The 20253-nt window shown below is 54.5% G+C and carries 17 protein-coding genes; 1 reads left to right on the top strand and 16 read right to left on the bottom strand.

The features are described 5' to 3' along the window. Positions 1-148 precede the first annotated feature (148 nt). The 12 genes from ptsP to NST04_RS31395 all read right to left on the bottom strand — a co-directional run bounded on the left by ptsP (position 149) and on the right by NST04_RS31395 (position 15473). The gene (gene ptsP, locus NST04_RS31450; protein WP_341187731.1) at positions 149-1861 is read right to left on the bottom strand and encodes a phosphoenolpyruvate--protein phosphotransferase; all 1713 of its coding nucleotides are present in this window, start codon (positions 1859-1861) and stop codon (positions 149-151) included. Then, positions 1854-2129 carry an HPr family phosphocarrier protein gene (locus tag NST04_RS31445; RefSeq protein ID WP_036696683.1) on the bottom strand — a complete coding sequence of 92 codons (276 nt, stop codon included), beginning with the start codon at positions 2127-2129 and terminating at the stop codon, positions 1854-1856. The genes ptsP and NST04_RS31445 overlap by 8 nt, the downstream gene beginning before the upstream one ends. Positions 2130-2229: 100 nt before the next feature. Further along, positions 2230-4287: a glucose-specific PTS transporter subunit IIBC gene (gene ptsG, locus NST04_RS31440; protein ID WP_341187730.1), complete on the bottom strand. Its 2058-nt coding sequence runs from the start codon at positions 4285-4287 to the stop codon at positions 2230-2232. 238 nt (positions 4288-4525) lie between these two features. After that, positions 4526-5401, bottom strand: coding sequence for a glucose PTS transporter transcription antiterminator GlcT (gene glcT / locus NST04_RS31435; RefSeq protein ID WP_341187729.1), 876 nt, complete (start codon positions 5399-5401; stop codon positions 4526-4528). Positions 5402-5544: 143 nt separating this feature from the next. After that, positions 5545-7164 carry a hypothetical protein gene (locus NST04_RS31430; protein WP_341187728.1) on the bottom strand — a complete coding sequence of 540 codons (1620 nt, stop codon included), beginning with the start codon at positions 7162-7164 and terminating at the stop codon, positions 5545-5547. Further along, complete coding sequence (locus tag NST04_RS31425) at positions 7157-7864, bottom strand: ABC transporter ATP-binding protein (protein ID WP_341187727.1); 708 nt, start codon at positions 7862-7864, stop codon at positions 7157-7159. Before NST04_RS31425 ends, NST04_RS31430 begins: the two co-directional genes overlap by 8 nt. A gap of 125 nt (positions 7865-7989) precedes the next feature. Beyond that, complete coding sequence (locus tag NST04_RS31420; protein ID WP_341188114.1) at positions 7990-9573, bottom strand: flotillin family protein; 1584 nt, start codon at positions 9571-9573, stop codon at positions 7990-7992. Then, positions 9573-10109: a protease gene (locus tag NST04_RS31415; RefSeq protein ID WP_341187726.1), complete on the bottom strand. Its 537-nt coding sequence runs from the start codon at positions 10107-10109 to the stop codon at positions 9573-9575. The genes NST04_RS31420 and NST04_RS31415 overlap by 1 nt, the downstream gene beginning before the upstream one ends. A 203-nt stretch (positions 10110-10312) precedes the next feature. Beyond that, positions 10313-11476, bottom strand: coding sequence for an iron-containing alcohol dehydrogenase (locus NST04_RS31410; protein WP_341187725.1), 1164 nt, complete (start codon positions 11474-11476; stop codon positions 10313-10315). Positions 11477-11641: 165 nt separating this feature from the next. Beyond that, a complete protein-coding gene (locus tag NST04_RS31405; RefSeq protein WP_341187724.1) occupies positions 11642-13225 on the bottom strand; it encodes a UDP-glucose--hexose-1-phosphate uridylyltransferase in 1584 nt (527 codons plus the stop codon). A gap of 81 nt (positions 13226-13306) precedes the next feature. After that, positions 13307-14293: a UDP-glucose 4-epimerase GalE gene (gene galE, locus NST04_RS31400; RefSeq protein ID WP_341187723.1), complete on the bottom strand. Its 987-nt coding sequence runs from the start codon at positions 14291-14293 to the stop codon at positions 13307-13309. Position 14294: 1 nt separating this feature from the next. Further along, complete coding sequence (locus NST04_RS31395; RefSeq protein ID WP_036696660.1) at positions 14295-15473, bottom strand: galactokinase; 1179 nt, start codon at positions 15471-15473, stop codon at positions 14295-14297. A 235-nt stretch (positions 15474-15708) separates the two neighbouring features. Here NST04_RS31395 and NST04_RS31390 point away from each other — a divergent pair, with 235 nt between their 5' ends. After that, positions 15709-16566 carry an AraC family transcriptional regulator gene (locus NST04_RS31390; RefSeq protein ID WP_341187722.1) on the top strand — a complete coding sequence of 286 codons (858 nt, stop codon included), beginning with the start codon at positions 15709-15711 and terminating at the stop codon, positions 16564-16566. A 110-nt stretch (positions 16567-16676) separates the two neighbouring features. Here the strand turns inward: NST04_RS31390 and mgrA are convergent, their stop codons facing one another. The 4 genes from mgrA to NST04_RS31370 all read right to left on the bottom strand — a co-directional run bounded on the left by mgrA (position 16677) and on the right by NST04_RS31370 (position 20116). Then, a complete protein-coding gene (gene mgrA, locus NST04_RS31385) occupies positions 16677-17675 on the bottom strand; it encodes an L-glyceraldehyde 3-phosphate reductase (RefSeq protein WP_341187721.1) in 999 nt (332 codons plus the stop codon). Between the two features lie 93 nt (positions 17676-17768). After that, a complete protein-coding gene (locus NST04_RS31380) occupies positions 17769-18509 on the bottom strand; it encodes an NAD-dependent protein deacylase (protein ID WP_341187720.1) in 741 nt (246 codons plus the stop codon). A gap of 39 nt (positions 18510-18548) precedes the next feature. Then, positions 18549-19319, bottom strand: a complete 771-nt coding sequence (locus NST04_RS31375) for an HAD family hydrolase (RefSeq protein WP_341187719.1) — start codon at positions 19317-19319, stop codon at positions 18549-18551. 47 nt (positions 19320-19366) lie between these two features. After that, on the bottom strand, positions 19367-20116 hold the full coding sequence (locus tag NST04_RS31370) for an alpha/beta hydrolase (RefSeq protein ID WP_341187718.1): 750 nt from the start codon (positions 20114-20116) through the stop codon (positions 19367-19369). Positions 20117-20253 lie beyond the last annotated feature (137 nt).

The raw sequence follows: 20253 nt of genomic DNA, 5'->3' as shown, positions 1-20253 counted from the left end.
GGGCGGTTCCAGATTTGCTGAAATTCAACTCACTTCACGAAAAAAAAGCCCCCTGTAAAGGAGGCTGTAAAGTAGTTGGAGTTATAACCAATGCTCCCCTTACGGGGAGCAGCTAACTGCGGAATGCAGTCAACCAGAGTAGAACGAATTAGTTCACGCGGGATTGCACCAGTGCGGCTACTTCCTCGGCTGTGCCGAGCTGCAGGGCCTGGGCAGCCATTTCCTTCATGTCGGCCGCAGACAGCTTCGAGATCTGGCTGCGTGCTGGCAGAATGGAGGTGGCGCTCATGCTGAATTCATCGAGGCCAAGACCGAGCAGCAGAGGAATAGCCGTGGCATCCCCCGCCATTTCTCCGCACATACCGGTCCATTTGCCTTCGGCGTGTGCAGCATCGATGACGATTTTGACCAGCCGCAGAATTGCCGGGTTGTATGGCTGATACAGGTACGATACCTGTTCATTCATACGGTCCGCAGCCATTGTATATTGGATAAGGTCGTTGGTTCCGATACTGAAGAAATCCACTTCCTTGGCGAACTGATCCGCCAGTACAGCCGTAGAAGGAATCTCTACCATGATCCCCAGCTGGATGCTGTCGGATACTTCTTTGCCTTCTTCACGCAGCTTGGCCTTCTCTTCCAGCAGCAGATCACGGGCTGCACGGAATTCACCAAGGGTAGCGATCATCGGGAACATAATGCGCAGGTCGCCGTGGGCACTTGCTCTGAGCAAGGCACGCAGCTGGGTGCGGAAGATATCCTGACGGTCCAGACAGAGTCGGATCGCACGGTAGCCGAGGAACGGGTTCATTTCCTTCGGCAGCTCCAGATAAGGCAGCTCCTTATCTCCGCCGATATCCAGCGTACGTACTACTACCGGCTTGCCTTGCATATTCTCAAGCACGGTCTTGTAGGCGTTATACTGGATCTCTTCGGAAGGCAGCTTATCGCGGCCCATATAGAGGAACTCGGTGCGGTACAGACCTACACCTTCGCCGCCGTTCTCAATAACGCCAGTCACATCATTCGGAGTCCCGATGTTGGCTGCCAGCTCTACATGCTTGCCGTCGGCTGATACCGTCGGCTCGTCGCGGAGCTTTTTCCATTCAGCAATCTGAAGATCGTAAGCTTCCTGCTTCGCTCTATACTCGGCAACCTCAGCTTCTGAAGGGTTGATCAGCACATCTCCGCTCAGACCATCCACGATGACCAGATCGCCTGCTTTGACCAGCGACATCACGTTCTTCGTGCCCACAACCGCCGGAATCTCCAGGGAACGGGCCATAATGGCCGAATGGGAAGTCCGTCCGCCAATATTGGTGGTGAAGCCTTTGACGAAGTTGCGGTTAAGCTGCGCTGTATCCGATGGGGTCAGATCCAGGGCAATAACGATAACCTCTTCACTGATCTCAGCCGGGCTCACATAGTGAATGCCAAGCAGGTGGTTCAGCACACGTTTGGTTACGTCACGCATATCGGCTGCACGTTCCTGCAGGTATGCGCTCTTCATGTTCTGGAACATTTCCACGAATTGAGTAGCTACTTCATTCAGTGCGAAGTCCGCATTTACCGATTCCTCACGGATTTTGTCCATTACAGGGGTAAGGAGCTCAGGGTCATCAAGGATCAGCAGATGTGATTCGAAAATCTCCGCCTTCTTCTCGCCAAGCTCAGCCAAGGTACGCTCTTTGATGGTCTGAAGTTCGCCTCTGGATTTGTCCAGGGCATCCTGCAGCTTCGCAAGCTCAGCGTCCACATCCGTGACCGCTGTTTTGGTAATGGTATAGTCCGGGTGTTCCAGGATAAAGGCACGGGCTACTGCAATACCTGCGGAAGCCGCGATTCCTGAAATTTTATTCATGAACTTCTCCCAGCCCTTCTTTAACCATAACCTCCTGCAGCGCGTTCAGTGCTTCTGCTTCTTCACTGCCTTCAGTAATAAGAGTCAGGGTATCTCCTGCTTCAAGGCCCAGGGACAGAACGCCCAGGATGGATTTAAGGGTAACTTTTTTACCTTTAGCTTCTGCAAAAGCTTCAGTGCCTTTGAATTTTGTAGCTGTATTTACCAGCGCTGTTGCCGGGCGTGCGTGAATTCCGTCTTCGTCAATAATTCTGAAAGTTGTTTGCATAATATAATCCAACTCGCTTTCTGTTAATTTGGGATGGTGAATTATAGTGAAGGCTTGCGCTCCCCTTCATTATAATGGAAGCGTTTCGCCATTGCACATTTTACTGAATGGTGATGATATCCTTGTCGCCGATGCTGACTCTGCCCGGCTTCTTCAAGGTCACGGAGGAGCCTTCCGGCAGGTTGGAGAAGATGACCGGTGAGATGACAGAAGGTGCATTCGCCTTCACATACTCCAGATCCACTTCCATAATCGGCTGTCCGGCAGCTACCAGATCGCCTTCCTCCACCAGAACCGTGAAGCCCTGGCCCTTAAGCTTAACAGTGTTGACCCCGATATGCACAAGGACTTCCTTGCCGCCGTCTGACATGATGCCAATGGCGTGCTTACTTGGGAACACGTTGAATACCTTGCCGTATACCGGCGAAGCAATCTTGCCGTCGTAGGGCAGGAAGGCGAAGCCGTCACCGGTCATTTTCTGGGAGAAGACCGCATCGGGAACCTCTGTAATATCCATCAGCTCGCCGTTTACCGGAGATACGATATCCTCAGGTATGATAGCATCACCCTGCTCGCCTGCCTGTTGTTCAAGCTCCGGCTTCGGAGCCGCAGGGGCTGCAGCCGGTGTTCTGCCGTTCATGACATCCTGAATCTGTGACTTGATCGTGTCCGAACGTGTGCCGAAGATCGCTTGTACGTTGTTACCCACTTCAAGAACACCAGAAGCACCAAGCTTCTTCAGACGGTTCTTGTCTACGCCCGCTTTGTCCTTCACTTCAACCCGCAGACGCGTAATGCAGGCATCCAGATGGGTGATATTCTCTTTGCCGCCCAGGGCGGACAGAATGTTGCGCGGCAGATCGTCGCCTGTCTTGGACACACTCTCCAAGCTAACCTCATCCTCATCCTCGGAGGCATCCTCACGGCCAGGCGTCTTCAGGTTGAACTTACGGATAACGAAGCGGAATCCGAAGTAATAAATCACGGCCAATACCAGACCTACCGGGATAACCAGCCACCAGGCGGTACGGTTCGGAATGACGCCGAACAGCACATAGTCGATGAACCCGCCGGAGAAGGTCATGCCGATTTTGACATTCAAGAGGTGCATGGTCATGAAGGAGAGTCCTGCGAATACAGCATGGACTGCGAACAGCAGCGGAGCCACGAACAGGAAGGAGAATTCCAGCGGCTCGGTGATCCCCGTCAGGAACGAGGTCAGCGCTGCGGAAACCATCAAGCTTCCGACAACCCGTCTGTTCTCAGGCTTCGACTCATGGTAGATCGCAAGAGCCGCTGCCGGAAGACCGAACATCATGAACGGATATTTACCGGTAGTAAATGTACCCGCTGTGAACTCCACACCGTCACGAAGCTGCTGCATGAAGATGCGCTGGTCACCGCGGACCAGATCGCCCGCCTTGTCAATATAGCTTCCGAATTCATACCAGAACGGTGAATAGAAGATATGGTGCAGGCCGAACGGAATCAGAGAACGCTCGATGACCCCGAAGATAAAGGCCGACAGCGTCAGGTTGGTATTAATCATACTCTGTGACACATAGTTCAGACCGTGCTGGATCGGCGGCCACACAATCGTGAGTGCAAGACCGAGCATCAGCGAGGTCACCGCCGTCATTATCGGTACGAACCGTTTACCCGCGAAGAAGCCTAAGTACGACGGCAATTCTATACGGAAGAACCTTTTGTACATAGACGCAGCCAGTATCCCGACCAGGATACCACCGAACACCCCAGTCTGCAAGGTTGGTATCCCCAGCACGCTGGAATACGAGAAATCCTTCCAGGTTAGCACGTAAGCATTGACGCCCACTACCGTACCCATGGTTACGTTCATTACCAGGAAGCCGATAATCGCTGCAAGCCCCGCTACGCCTTCTCCTCCGGCCAGCCCGATGGCTACGCCGACTGCAAAGAGCAGGGAGAGGTTATCAAATACGATTTGCCCGGAGTTCATAAGTACTGTGGCTATCGCCTGAACAATATGATTCTCCAGTGCAGGCACATATTGCAGGAAGTCCGGGTTAACCAGCATATTCCCGATTCCAAGCAGCAGGCCCGCCGCAGGCAGAATGGCAACGGGCAACATAAGCGCCTTACCGACTCTCTGCAGAACGCCAAATAATTTTTTAAACATTCGGGTCACTTCCTAATCCTTAATTTCTGTCAACAGAAGCCAAAAAAGGCATGAGCAATACAGTACGCAGATTGCCCGGCTAACGCTAACGTTAGAGTACCCCGAGATGGGGCTGGACAACCATAATACTGTAAATCACTCATGCCTGATCGTATCAGTTACACGTTGGTATTCTGTTGTGATTCATAACAGGGATCATTGTAGCACCATTGATTTGAAGTTGCAACCCCTAAAATCGCTAGAGGATCTCCGGCGGCTCCAGCTCCGGCTCATCTTCCTTCTTCTGGGCAATACGCTGCAGATGAATCGTCAGATAGCTGACCTCGGCCGGATATACCGGAATGCGCACCCGCTGCTCTATGACCTTCGTCAGCTTCCAGGCAAGCATGTACATCTCGGGATACTCCCGCTTCATTAGTCCATCCAGGGACGAGGTCTCGCGTACAGTCTCTCCCCGGCGCAGACGTTCCAGAACGAACCGCAAATGGGTCACCAGTCTTGAATAATCCAGTGAATCCCGCGGAATACGGTATTCCAGGTTATCCTCCACCAGCCCCACCATATCCCCGATCAGCTGGGAATGCTGCTTCACCTCGGAAATATGGCGGTTGCTGAGCGCACTGACAATATGCAGAGCCACGAAGCCGATCTCATCCGGCGGCAGCGTCACCTTCATGGCCTCATTAATCCGCTCCACCGCATATTCCGCCAGACTGTATTCCTCCGGATAAATCTCCCGGGTCTCGTACAGAAACGGATTATGAATAGCCATATGCTGCTCGCTTCTGCGGATCGCGAAGGCAATATGGTCGGTAAGGGCAATATGGATATGCTCATTCAGCGTTTGGCGGCTGCTCTGCATAATATGCAGTACAATCTCCTGAACCACCTCAATCAGCTTCTCGTCCACCTGCGGCACCAGCTGCTTATATTGCTCCTGCTCCTCCTGGCTGCGCAGGATGAACATCTTCTCTACGGAGGACAGATTGATCCGGTCCCGCGTTTTACGGTTGAAGCCGATCCCCTTGCCGATCACCACAACCTCGGCATACTGGGGATGCTCGGCAATGATCACGTTATTATTAAGCACCTTGCCCACGGTAATGCTGCTCACTTGCGACACCTCTTTTACTTGCGAATCCTAATCTATTCCAGCAGCACGATACATGGTTCAACGTGTGATTTGTTACTTAAGCTCTTATCATAACATCAAGAATCTCAAATTAGAAGTGTGTAGCAACTACCCGCAGGCTCCCTTCATTTCACCCGAAACGTCCGGCCTGAGAACCTGTATACCATGAGCAGGGCAGCCAGCATATATACCACAGCAGAGAGCACTACGATCATGGCAAACATTCCAAGCTCACTCTTGAACTGCATCGCGACGAATCCGACCCCCAGTACCACACTGTTCACAATCGTGAAGAACGGATTCTTCACATTGAGCTCTGTGCTATAGGGCTGAAAGATATAGTACATGAACAAATGATGCACCGAGAAGAACAAGGACAGCGCCATAATCGTCACGCAAAAGAGTACAGCATCCCCCGCGCCCCAGCTCTCTGCTGACAGCAGCAGCAGCAGGTTCACCGCCAGGCAGATCGCGGCAGCCGGGATCAGATTAAGCATACTGATACGCAGCAGCCGGATGCGGAAGTTGCTTAGAATCGCCGATTGTTCACGGTAGAATCCGTAGCGCAGCAGGCTGAGATCACAGTTATAGAACATCGCCTTGCAGAGGCGTTCGCCAATGGACGTATAGTTCATAATGATCAGGAAGGTCGGCAGCGCGGTAATCAGATAATGAGTCAGTTTGGTAAAAGCGGTCTGGGACAACAGCATCGTCAGCAAAGCTGCTACAAAGAGCGAGCCAATGATCACCAGCCTGCGCACAATCGGACTGGTGATCAGCCGCCGGTGGCGTGAGAAAAAGATTGCATTCAGGTAGGCGTACCCGCTTTTCCCCTCGAACTTACCTTGATTCAGTTGTTCCGCCGAGTAGTGCTGATCCCGGGTAGCAACATCCTTAACCCTTGCTTCTTTCATCATCCGGCCCATGTCGAGCAGCGGATCATCGATTTTGGTGACGGCATCGACGGCATTCGTATAGTCCTTATAACGGGCGATATAGACCGCGCTTAAGGCTCCCAGCACCAATACGCTTATAAACACAGGCAGATTGAACAGCATTCCGCTTTCTACTACCGCAAATCCGGGGAGCAGCGGAAGATAGGCCAGCAGATAGCCAGCGCCGATGGCGGTCCAGATCCAGCTTGTTTTTTTGACAATAACAAAGCCGTAGCGGTCAAACACCCACAGATGCAGCGCCTCGCAAGCCGTACGCCAGAACGTCAGCAGCAGCCCAAGAACCGCCCCATGCCACAGCGGAGCACCGAGAAGACTCCCGAAGACCAGCATCGCCGGAATAAAAGTCACCAGAAAGCTGATCCCGCGTAAGGTCAGTGTGGTCCGCATATACCGCTCAGCCGGCAGCCTCATCAGCTTCACGAATATGTATTTATCCCGCTTCGGCTCCAGAATAACCGCGCTGGAAACCCCGGAAGTGAGGAAGCTTATACACAACAGCATCTGCAAATAGAGCTGGTATTGCACTGGCAGAGTTAAGGATATATCTTGTCCTATCAGCTTCACCGGAAGAAAGATCATAATGCCCAGATAAGCGAACTTCGTCACAAAGGCCATAAGAACCTTCAAGATATGCACGATAACAGATAAGGTCCGCTTCAGCGTGGTTTCCGAGTAGACCGAGGCCGGGATCAGCTTGCCCAGCACCGGGAGCTTACGGAGATAGAACATCAGCCGGTTGGCGCCGGACATCCCCCGTACCTCCAGAATCGCCTTCAGCGTGTTAATCATGATCCTCATCCTTCAGCAGGGCAATAATCTGCTCTTCAAATTCCGGACTGTGCAGGGTCTCCGCCGGAATCTCGCGCAGCGTGCCGTTATTCAGAATCACCAGCTCATCGCAGAGATCGGCCGCCAGCTGCAGAATATGAGTGGAGAAAATAATGATATGATCCCGCTTCATCTCGCGCAGCAGCTTCTTAATCTCCAGCGCCACTACCACATCGAACGAGGTTAACGGCTCATCGAGCAGGATCAGCGGCGGGCGGGAAATGATAAAGCACAGCATCTGAATTTTGTTCTTCATTCCGTGGGAATAGCCCTTGATCAGACGGTGCCTGTCCGCCTCCTCGAAACGGATGATATCGAAATATTCCTCGATGGTCCGGTCCGCTTGTATCTTGCCCTTATTGATGTCCAAGTAGAACTTCACAAACTCATAACCGGTCAGGAAGTCAGGAAGAATCGGCAAGGAGAATACGTAGCCGATCTCCTCCTCAAGCAGCGGAAGACTCACCTCATTTCTCCGCAGAAAAGCACCGCCGCTATCCATTTGGATTTCCCCGCTCAGGCAGTTGAACAACGAGGTCTTCCCCGCGCCGTTGCGGCCGAGCAAGCCGTATATCTTGCCTCGCTCAAAGGTAAAGTCAATCCCTTTCAACACCTCCCTGCCGTCAAAGCTCTTACGTATATTATCCAGTATAAGCTCCATGCCCTGCCTCCGTTTCAGCGAGAAATAAAAGGATAATGTATAGTGTGAAACCTATACATTCTTATATTTTTAAAAAAGGTATGGCTGGCGGTTACTGCTGCCTGCCATACCTTGGTGGCTTGCTCTTATCCTTCAGTGTGTTCTGAAGGTTCCACCGGTTGTACCGGAGTGACCGGTGCAGCCGGTGCTGGTCTGGTGACGACAGAGGTTATGGGTGCTGCTGTGTGTCTGACAGCATCCTTCTGAGCCGACTTGCCCGAAGTTAATCCTTTGATCAGCGCCTCGACATCAATGCCGGACACGCTCTTCAGCATCTCAGGGGCTGTGGACATCAGTTGGGTTACATAATTACTGACACGCGCAGCTCCTTCACCGTTGCCGGTATCCACCACAGTCAGCTTATCGATAGACGCCAGCGGCTCGGCAATCTTCCCGGCCAGCTCAGGCAGCATTTTGACGATAATATCGAGAACCGCCGCTTCCCCGAATTTCTGGAAGGCTTCTGCCAGCTTCTCCTTGGCTTCCGCTTCGGCAAGACCGCGCAGACGGATAACCTCCGACTCTGCTTTACCTTTGGCCAGCTCTGCATCCGCAATCGCCTGACCTTCCAGACGCTTCTGCTCGGAGGTTGCCTTAGCCTGAGTCTCAATGCTGTACTGCACAGCATCGGCTTCACGCATGCGCTTGGCCTTGTCGGCTTCCGCTGCCTGCTCTACTGCATAACGGTCTGCTTCCGCTTTCTTCTTCACTTCAGCGTCATACTGCTTCTCGCGTACCTGGATTTCCTTGGCCTGGATATCGATTTCGCGTTCCTTGCGCACCAGTTCAACCTTCATCTGCTCTTCCACCACAGTCTGCTTGGCACGCGCCTCCTGAATGTGGTACGCCTGGTCGGCTTCCGCCTTGGCAGTATCCTGATCGCGTTTGAACGCGGCGACCTTGAGCTGGTTCTCCTTCGATGCTTCGGCAATGTTGGTATCACGCAGCAGCTCTGCCTTCTGCCCCTGCTCCTCGGCGTTGGCCTTCTGAATCCGCGCGTCACGGACAGCTTCCGCTTCGGCAATCTCCGCATCCCGCTTCACTGCGGCAATCCGCGGTTTACCGAGTGCTTCCAGGTATCCGTGCTTATCGCGTACATCCTTGATGGTGAACGAGACAATCTGGAGTCCCATCTTCTTAAGGTCGCGGGCGGCAACACCCTGAACCTCCTGGGCGAAACGGTCTCGGTTACGGTAGACCTCTTCTACGGTCATCGTACCGAGGATCGCCCGCAAATGTCCTTCCAGCACTTCCTGCGCTTCACTCTTCAGGGATTCAATCGGCTTGCCCATGAACTGCTCGGCTGCCGTTGCCACATCTTCCGTGGAGCTGCCTACCTTGATGATGGCGACCCCGTCAGCAATGACCGGCACGCCTTGCTCTGTATAGACCTCCGGGGTCGTCACATCGAGCTTATGGGAGAGCAGGGACATGAACTCCGCCTTCTGGAAGACGGGCAGAATGAACGCACCGCCGCCGCGGACGATTTTGATTTTGCGGCCGGAGCCGTCATCCGATATATGATTGTTGCCCAGGAAGGAACCGGTGACGATCATGCCTTCATCCGGGCCAACCGTCTTGTAACGGGCCCAGAAGGCGAGTCCGAGGACAAGCAGTACAGCGATTACTATCGCAGGTATAAATAGGGATTCTGGAATATTTTCTAGCATCATAAGTCCACTCCTTTTCTCTCTTCGAATTCAGACACAAGTGCTACACCCTCACGTACCTCAACTACAACCACCTTAATTCCGGCCGGCAGTGCATGCTGCTCGAAGCTGGCCGCCGTATGCAGGCTGTTGCCTGCACCGAACTTCACCATAATCTCACCGTAGCCTGTGCCTGGGACCGGTACGGTAACCTCACCGATCCTCCCCGGCAGTTCACTCATGGAGAAGCCGTTCGACATTTCGCTGTTCCTCATTGGCTTCACTACCACCAAATGCATCAATACGCCCATGAATGCCGCAACCAGCAGGGACAAGGCAAGAATCATGCCATCTTCCAGTCCGCTGTAGCGGCCCAGCAGCATGCCTGCTCCACCAAATACAGTGATCCCTCCTGCCAATAGGGTAGGATTCAGGAAATCAAAGGATACGATGTCAAAAATCCCGTCCAGTGCACTCCCAATCAGGTCGCCTACCACTACACTGACCACAGCAAAAAGAATGCCCAGCACCAAACAGCCCAAATACAGCGTTTGCATGTTAGTCTCCTCCCGTCATTACTTCCGGACTGTCATACTAGGTTAAACGCAACAAACATGCCCTTGGTTTCACAAAGTTGGAGATTGCTCTCATTAATGTATGCCGGAAGCGGGAAAATTAACAGACAAAAGAAGCCGCCTCCGTAGATGGGAAGCGGCTTGTTATCAAAGGCTCACTGCTTAAGCAAACTTACAAAACTAACTTATAGAGCTAACTTATAAATTTCAACAACGTCCTGACGCTCCAGCTTGCGGAAGTTACCGAACGGGCCGAAGCGGACCGCCTTGTCGGCCATGCTGCCGATTTCGCTGTCGTCGATATTGTAATCACCGAGCGTCTTCGGAGCGCCAATGGAATCCCAGAAGCGGCGGAGCGCTTCAATGCCTTCGAGGCCAATCTGTTCGTCGGTCTTGCCGGCAGGGCCAATGCCGAACACGTTGACCGCCAGCTGGCGGAAGCGGGCAGGATTCGTGCTGAGGTTATATCTCATCCACTGCGGGAAGAGAATCGCCAGGCCGCCGCCGTGGGGAATATCATACACAGCGGATACGGCATGCTCAATGTTGTGCGTAGCCCAGTCACCGGCAAAGCCCATGCTGACCACTCCGTTCAGCGCCATCGTCCCGCAGTACATAATAGTCTCGCGCAGCTCGTAGTTGTTCAGATCCTCAATCAGCTTAGGCGCCGTCTCAATCACGGTGCGAAGCAGGCTCTCCAGGAAGCCGTCCTGCAAAGGCGTATTGCTGTCTGTATGGAAATAATGCTCCAGCGTATGGGACATGATGTCCACCATACCGTACACCGTCTGGTCACGCGGCAGAGAGAAGGTGTTCTCCGGGTCAAGGATCGAGAAGGCCGGATAGGCATGGATGCTGCCCCAGCCCATTTTCTCCTTGGTCACCTCGTTGGTGATCACCGAGCCGTTGTTCATTTCCGAGCCGGTGGCTGCCATTGTCAGCACGGTTCCCAGCGGAAGCGCACCTTGAGGAGCGGCCTTACGTTCTACGAAGTCCCACATATCCCCTTCATATTTCGCCCCGACAGCCACTGCCTTGGCACAATCGAGCACGCTGCCGCCGCCAACGGCAAGAATCAGGTCAATCTGATGCTCATGGCACAACGCTACACCTTTATGTACCGTTGAGAGACGCGGATTCGGTTCCACTCCGGCAAGCTCGGTAACTACGGCACCTACCTCTGCCAGCTCAGCAATGACGTTATCGTACAGGCCGCTGCGTTTAATACTTCCACCGCCGTACATCAGCAGTACGTTCTTACCGTATTTCGGCACCTCGGTACGGAGTGCCTGCAATGTTCCCTGTCCGAAAATAAGCTTGGTAGGGTTATAAAATTCAAACTTGCGCATATGGGTAAACCTCCATGAGTATGTGAATGTGAAGCACTTGTCTATTATAGTCCTCCTGCTTGGCGCATTCAAATTGAGACGAATATCATCATTGCCCCATGAAAAATGCCCCCGCCGGATCCGGCAGGGACAGTAGATTATGCAATCATTAACTTAAGCAAGGTCTCAGTTAAAACCGCTGCTGTTCAGGAACCGGCGGAAGGCCGCCTGCCCTTCCGGCGTGCGTTTGTAGACTCCGGCATGCTCCAGAATGTGAGTGAACTTCGTACCCACCTCATTCTGGATGGTCTTCACCGCTTCTTCGCGGTTCAGAGAAGTACTGAAGCGGCTTACCAGCTCTACAATCCAGGAAGCATGCAACGCCAGCGGATGATCCTTGCCCTCGCTCTGGACAGCTCCGAGAAGCGCAGTGTCGCCCGCGAGTATGCCAGCGATGGCGTCAAGCTCTTCCTTGAGCCGTCCCGGCAGAATCGCCAGACCCATCACCTCAATCAGGCCGATGTTCTCCTTCTTGATATGGTGCATCTCCCGGTGCGGATGGAAGATCCCTTCGGGATATTCTTCATTGGTCCGGTTGTTGCGCAGCACCAGATCCATCTCGTAGCCGCCGTCCTCGGCCCGGCGCACGATAGGGGTAACGGTATTATGCGGCACGCTCTCGCCGTCCTCTTCACTGAACGCCAGTACTTCGGCGGCCGGATCGCTGTAAGTTTTCCAGGATTCGTAGATATGGTTGCCTGCCTCCAGCAGCACTGCCGGATCTTCCGCATGCATCCGCAGCACGGACATCGGCCACTTCACGGTGCTTAAGCTGACACCGGGATACGAGGCATGTGTGAAGGTATCCTCTTTGGGAGCCTTCTGGATAGGGAACGTATGCCGTCCGCCCTGGAAGTGGTCATGCGTCAGAATGGAGCCGCCGACAATCGGCAGATCGGCATTCGAGCCGATGAAATAATGCGGGAAGGCTTCCACGAAGCTAAGCAGACGCTTCAGCGTATCCTTCGTCAGCTTCATCGGCACATGATCATGGTGGAACACGATGCAATGCTCGTTATAGTAGACATAAGGCGAGTACTGGAAGAACCACTTCTCGCTGTTCATCGAGAGCGGGATCACGCGCAGGTTCTGACGCGGCGGGTGATTGACCCGGCCGGCATAGCCGACATTCTCGCGGCAGAGCTGGCACTTCGGATAGACCGGTGGCGGAAGCAGCCGGGCCATGGCGATTTCCTTTGGACTTTTCTCCGGCTTGGAGAGGTTGATCGTCATCTCAATATCCCCGTACGGCGACTCCTGAAGCCAATACACATTCTTCGCTACCCGGTCCATACGGATATAGTTGGAATCAATGCTCAGCTTATAAAAGCGGTCCGTTGCCGCCTGAATGCCCTGTTCCGCCTGGAGCGCGGCGAACTCCGCATTCACCTCGGACGGGCGGGCCATGAGCAGGCCCATAATCTTCGCATCCAGCAGGTCGCGGTACGTATCCGTATTCTCCGGGATCAGCCCGAGACTGAACCCGTAATCAATCAGCTGGTCCAGCGGGCCCTGCGGGCTGTCCAGCGGGGCTTCAGTGAACTCACCGGGATATGGCTCGCTGAAGCCGAACTGGTCCAGGAGTTCATTGCGGCTGTAATCCACATCTGCGGGCTGGATCAGTCCCGTGTGTCCGGCAAACATAACCAGCTGTTCTATTGCATACAGCGCCTTCTCAGCGGCAGCAGCCGTACTATTATCGTTCTGCATTTTATTTCTCCTTCTATGGTGCCTTATGCGGCGCTTTGCATTCTGTGTATTTCAGCTTCGGGCAATAATCAGATCCGCTGCTTACTCCCCATACCCTTGCGGATTAGCGGAGTGCCAGCTCCAGGCGCTCTGAATAATGCCTTCCAGATCGGCATGCTGCGGGTCCCAGCCCAGAACCTTCCGGGCTTTGTCAGAAGAAGCGACGAGCACTGCCGGATCTCCGGCGCGGCGCTCCTGAACCACAACCGGAATGTCCAGGCCGGTAACCTTCTTCGCGGTCTCAATGACCTGCTTCACAGAGAAGCCCAGACCGTTGCCAAGGTTGAAGATATTGCTTGCACTGCCGCTGCGCAGATAAGTGACTGCACGGACATGCGCATCCGCCAGATCGCTGACATGGATGTAGTCGCGCACGCAGGTCCCGTCCTCTGTCGGATAGTCTTCCCCGAACACTGCGATATTCTCGCGCTGCTTCAGTGCAGCCTGGAGCACCAGCGGAATCAGGTGGCTCTCCGGACGGTGGTCTTCGCCGATCTTGCCGCTGGCGTGTGCGCCTGCAGCATTGAAGTAGCGCAGCGCTACGTATTTGATGCCGAGCACTTTGTCGAACCAGGCCATCATGCGTTCCATGGTCAGCTTGGTCTCGCCGTAGACATTCGCAGGCTCGGTGCGGTCAGTCTCTTCGATAGGCACCTTTTCCGGTTCGCCGTAGGTGGCGGCAGTGGAGGAGAAGACGATTTTATCCACACCGGCCTGCTGCATGGCTTCGAGAAGACACTGCGTTCCATAGACATTGTTGTCGTAGTACTTAACCGGGTCCTTCATGCTCTCGCCCACCAGGGAGCTGGCTGCGAAGTGAATCACCGCTTCGATCTCATTCTCGGAGAACAGCTTCGCCAGCAGCGCCTTGTCGCGCAGGTCGCCCTCGTACAGCTTGCCGCCCAGCAGCGCCTCGCGGTGCCCTGTCAGCAGATTGTCAATCACCACAACCTCTTCCCCGCGGTCCAGCAGCTCTGCTACTGTGTGTGAACCGATGTATCCTGCGCCGCCCGTTACCAGAATCGCCATCTTATTTCACTCCTTTCAATTCTTCCACGCCGTTGCCGATGCCGCATACATAGAATTCGCCGGTCAAGCCGGTTCTGTTCTTGTAGGCTTCTCCAACTTCCGTTATGAACCGCTGCACATCATCCTCATGTACCAGTGATACCGTACATCCCCCGAATCCTGCGCCGGTCATCCGTGAGCCCAGTGTGCCCGGAATGCGCTGTGCTTCTTCCACCATCACATCCAGCTCCTCACAGCTGACTTCATAGAGGTCGCGTAGAGAGACATGGGAGTCATTCATGTACAGGCCGAACTGCTTCAGATCATTGTTCTTCAGCACCTCCACCGAGTCAAGCACACGCTGATTCTCCTCTACCACATGGCGGGCCCGGCGCTTTACAGTTTCATCCGTAATTTTGTCCTGCAAAAGCTCGAACTGCTCTGGCTTCACCTCAGCCAGATAGGACAGGGATGGAACCTCCTGCTTCAAAATAGCGAGCGCCTCTTCACATTGGCTGCGGCGCTCATTATACTTCGAGTCCACCAGGCCGCGCTTCTTGTTCGTGTTGCCGATGACCAGCTTATAGCTGCCCGTCACGAAAGGTACGAGGCTGTATTCCAGCGTATCGCACATCAGCAGGATGGCCTGGTCGCGCTTGCCGTTGGCCACAGCGAACTGGTCCATGATCCCGGAGTTCACGCCGACATACTGGTTCTCCGCGCGCTGGGACAAGAGAGCGATCTCCACCGTATCTGTGTCACCGCCAAGCAGCGTCAGGAAGGCGAAGCCGGTCACTACCTCAATCGAAGCGGAAGAGGACAAGCCCGAGCCGTTAGGAATCTCACCATGGAACAAAAGATCGTAGCCCCCGGATACCGGGTGACCCTTCTTAGCCAGCTCCACCATTACGCCGACCGGATAGTCCACCCATTCGCCGGTCTTGGCTGCACCGATGTCACTGAAATCGATGGAAGCTTCATAAGGGAAATTCGTGGATGCGAATTGAACTTTGCCGTCTGTACGCGGGCGCACGATCAGGGTGGTTCCGAAGTCCAGGGCTGCCGGGAAAACATAACCTCCGTTGTAATCCAGATGCTCTCCGATCAGATTCACGCGGCCCGGTGCGTAGAATACCCGCGCGGCTTCCCCGCTCTCCCCGTACTTCTTGATAAATGTACTGTTAAGTTCCTGTATGCTCATTATTGACACTCCATCCTTTCGCTGCTTGTGCTGGGACTGTGGATTATAGCTTGCGTCCTTTATGCTTACATTATAATAAAATCAGACTTGCCCTGATAATGCAATCATGTGTGCAATATATGGACAAATGTGACTTTCGTCTCTGAAGAGACTATACTCGGTAAGAAGAAAAGTGAACGGGCGCTCCCTATACACTTAGCTATGGAAGCGTTCTGATCCAGAAAGGCGGCTTGCAGTGCAACATACCTATTCAGTAGGATCAAATCCTGTATATTACGATAAGCAGCTGCTGCATGTACTCTTTGCAGGAGAGAGCCAGACGCTCCCGCTGCATCAGGCAGGCCCCAAGATCTACGATTACTATCTGCTCCATTATATTGAATCAGGCTCCGGGGTCTTCCGGACAGAGGAGCATACGTACGAGCTGGGAGCCGGAGACTGCTTCCTGATCCATCCGGGCCAGCTGGTCAGCTACATCTCTGATCAGCAGGAGCCCTGGCGCTACCGCTGGGCTGCCTTCACCGGTACTGATGCCGGTCAGCTTGCGCAGCAGGCAGGCTTCGCGCCGCTCGCCCCGGTGCTGTCTACCGCAGGCGGCAGTGTCATTCCCGGAGCGCTTGCCGGGATGATGTCCGCCTTCTATGCCAATAAGGAGAGCGCCGCCCTGACCTCTCTGGGGTATCTGTACCTCATCGCAGGGGAGGCAGCGGAGCTGCTGGTCTCCTCCTCCCGGCTGCCGGGTGCGGAATCACAGATCAAGCGGACGGTGAAGCAGATGATTCACTACATGGCTTCTCAGTATGCCCATCCGGTCTCAATTGAACAGATGTGCGGCAGTCTGGGGTATAACCGTGCTTATCTCTCCCGCATCTTCAAGCAGGAGACCGGGCTCTCTCCGGTCACTTACCTGCTCAAGCTGCGGGTGGAGAAGTCACGCCAGCTGCTGCGTGAACGCCCTGAGCTGTCCGTGGAGCAGGTAGCAGCATCAGTCGGACTGACCGATGCCCTGTATTTCTCCCGGCAGTTCAAGCGCTTTTACCGCCAGTCCCCCACCGCTTACCGCCAAGCTACAGTGAACCCTGGGGAGAAATAGCCCTATCACCTAGAGCAACAGCCCGTCTCCTGAACAGGAAGCGGGCTGCTTGCGTTGTTATTTATGGAAGCTGGACCTTAAGGCAACTTTTAGGCTGAGTACCTTAGCCTTCACTCTTCTGTCTTAAGGATCGTTTCGATCCGGTCCAGCTCTTCCTGCGTGAAGTCACTATGGGACAGCGCGGCTATATTCTCCTCGATCTGGCTGACCCGGCTGGCGCCGATCAATGCCGAGGTGATCCGGCCGCCGCGCAGCGTCCAGAGCAGGGCGAACTGGGCCAGACTCTGGCCGCGCGCTACCGCCATCTGGTTCAGCGCGTGGATTCTGCGCAGCACCTCCGGCGTAATCCGGCTCTCATTCAGCGCAGCCGAAGGTCCGGCTGCCCGGGAATCTCCAGGAATGCCGTTCAGATATTTATTCGTCAGCAGACCCTGAGCCAGCGGCGTGAAGGCAATACTGCCTACCCCATGCTCCTCCAGCACCTCCTGAAGCCCGCCTTCAATCCAGCGGTCCAGCATGGAATACCTCGGCTGGTGAATCAGCAGCGGAGTGCCCAGGTCTTTCAGAATCGCAATAGCCTGCCGGGTCTGCTCCGCCGAATAGTTCGATAAGCCAATGTACAGCGCCTTGCCTGAGCGGACAGCATGATCCAGCGCTCCCATCGTTTCCTCCATAGGTGTCTCCGGGTCCGGGCGGTGGGAGTAGAAGATATCCACATAATCCAGTCCCAGCCGCTTCAGGCTCTGGTCCAAACTGGATAGGATATATTTACGTGACCCCCAGTCCCCATAAGGGCCGGGCCACATCGTATATCCCGCCTTGGTCGAGATTACCAGCTCGTCGCGGTACGACGCGAGATCCCGGGCCAGCACCTTGCCGAACAGCTCTTCCGCCGATCCGGCCGGAGGCCCGTAGTTATTCGCCAGGTCAAAGTGGGTAATCCCGAGATCAAAAGCGCGGGTAATCATCTCACGGCCGTTCTCATAAGCATCAATGCCGCCAAAATTATGCCACAGGCCGAGTGAGATGGCCGGAAGCTTGAGGCCGGACCTGCCGGTGCGGTTGTAACGCATCCCTTCATACCGTTCATCACTAGCCACATATACCATGTTAATCCCTGCCTCTCGTTTCTCTTTTGTGAATACCCTTCTTTAAACTCACGGCTTCTTAAGTAATCTGGTTCTACAAAAAAAGACCGGGCGTTAGCCCAGCAGTCTCTGCACTCTGCCCAGCACCTCTCCGATCCGCTCTGTAATAATCAGATCTGCCTGATCGTCATACGGGGTAGGCTCGCCGTTAAGCAGTACAGTATGCTGCCCCCTGAAGTAAGTGACCAGACTTGCAGCAGGCTGAACGGTAAGCGAGGTACCGCCGATGATCAGCAGATCCGCCGCTGTAATGGCATCCACGGCTTCAACCAGCACTTCATGATCTAGCGCTTCCTCATAGAGCACCACATCCGGCTTGATGATGCCCCCGCAGTCCTCGCAGCGCGGCACAGAGCCTTCCTGCGCCAGCCATTCCTCCAGACCGTAGTAGCGCTGGCACCCCATGCAGTGATTGCGGTGGATAGAGCCGTGCAGCTCCAGAACCCGGCGGCTGCCGGCAATCTGATGAAGGCCGTCGATATTTTGCGTAATGACCGCCTTCAGCCTGCCGCTCTCCTCCAGCTCTGCAAGCAGACTGTGGGCCCCGTTCGGCTTCGCTCCGGGATGAATCATCTTGCTGCGGTAGAAATCAAAAAAAATGTCCGGTGAGGACATAAAAAAGCTGCGGCTGAGCATCACCTCAGGCGGATAGGGAGAGTTGTGCTGCGTCTGGTACAGACCGGCTGCCGAACGGAAATCCGGGATGCCGCTCTCCGTCGATGTTCCGGCACCGCCGAAAAAGACGATATTATTACTTTTTTGAATCCAGGAAGTCAGTTGCTGTAATTGTTCCATGATCTACACCTGTCCTCTCAGTACCTATTCGTCATGCATTCAGACCGTTAAGCGGAGTGCCGGGTAGCCGGATACGACCATATCCGCATCCAGCAGATGGTTTGCCCTTCCGTCCGGTGAGATTCCGACCGCCAGCCGCAGTCCCGCCCCCCGGCCCAGCTGCATATCCGCATTGCTGTCACCGATAATAACCGCCTCTTCGGGCAGCAGCCCAAGCTCCTGGCAGGCCTTCTCAGCCATCTCCGGTGCAGGCTTGCCGTACTTAACCCGGTCGCGGGTAACCACCGCCCCGAAGTATTCCGAGATGCCAAGCCATTCCAGATGCTCGCGGGTGGTGGACAGATTGTCAGAGGTTACAACGCCAAGCTTCAGGGAAGCGGCGGCACACTGCTCCAGGAATGGTATTAATCCCGGCATGGGCACAGCCGTACGGCGGCGGCGCAGCTCATTCATGGCCTCCTTGGAGATGGCATTCACGCGCGTCACCGCTTCATTCCAGGGGACGCCCGCTGTATAGAGCTGCCAGGCCAGAATCCCGGTGGATTCCTCAGCCGTTGCCATGGACAGCGGACCTGCGGGATCATAACCGGTAATTCGTCCGGAAGCATCATGTGTCGTCCCCAGCACCGGGGCCAGATCAGCTCCCGTTACAGGTCTGCTGCCAATTAGAGTCAGCTGGCTGCCCAGCCCCTCAAGCACCAGCTCAGCCCAGCTGCCCCAGGTAGCCAGGAGATCAAGCAGCGTGCCGTCCTTATCGAACAGGATGCCGCTTACGGGAACGGAGAGTTCGTTGATGTGCAATACAGGCATTCCAGCGCTCCTTCCGCATACGTTACATTACTTCGGTATTCGTTAGTTCATTTGCTCTGGCGCAGATTCCCCAGCCAGTCCAGCATCGCCCGGACGGTCCGTGTCTGCTGTTCTTCTTCGGTAATCGCAGCGGTCCCGTCACCCTTTTGCGCCCCGTAGCTGCCGAATTGGGCATGGTTACCGCCTTCAACCGACACATATACGGTATTGCCCGGCAGATAGGAACGCCCTTTGTTATAGCTCTTCTGGTCTACGACTTTATCCTGCGTGCCCAGCACAGACAAGACGGACAGCGTGGTGTCCTTCAGGCTGCCTTTCTCATCGGGATACGAGGCCAGAAAAAAAACGCCTTCCAGCTGGCCGGCATGATCCGCAGCAAAGCGTGAAGCCATTACGCCGCCCAGCGAATGTCCGCCCAGGACGAATGACTGCTTCGGATGCACGCGGATAATCTCTTCGGCGGCATCGCCTTTGATTACAGCCAGATTAAGCGGCATTCTGGCAATGTAGAACGGGTGACCGGCAGCGGCAACTTTACGGGCCAGCGGCGCATATGCTTCCGCCTTGACCAGTGCTCCCGGATAAAAGATCACAGCGGTGCCTAGCACCACTGAGGGGTCGAACGAGATCCAGTTGTCATTCTCTTCAACAGTGACTCCCCCGGCAGAGATCAGGGCGGTTTCAGCCCGTGCCTCCGGCTTATACGGGGTCAGATACCTCCATATAAACACCCCCGCCACCAGTAGAACCAACACCACTCCAATAAGCACACGGCGTCTGATTATATTCTTTTTCATAGTGTTCACTCCCGGTTACTGCATACTGAAAATTATAAGGGAATCGGTGAATTCAAACAACCTTCAAGACTTCGCCACATCTGGCCCCAGACATTTCCAATGATAGGCTTGCTATTGTGATGTATTTCACAATTTAT

The organism is Paenibacillus sp. FSL H7-0756, assembly GCF_038006765.1.
Classification (GTDB): domain Bacteria; phylum Bacillota; class Bacilli; order Paenibacillales; family Paenibacillaceae; genus Paenibacillus_AQ.
This window is presented reverse-complemented; position numbering and strand designations above follow the sequence as displayed.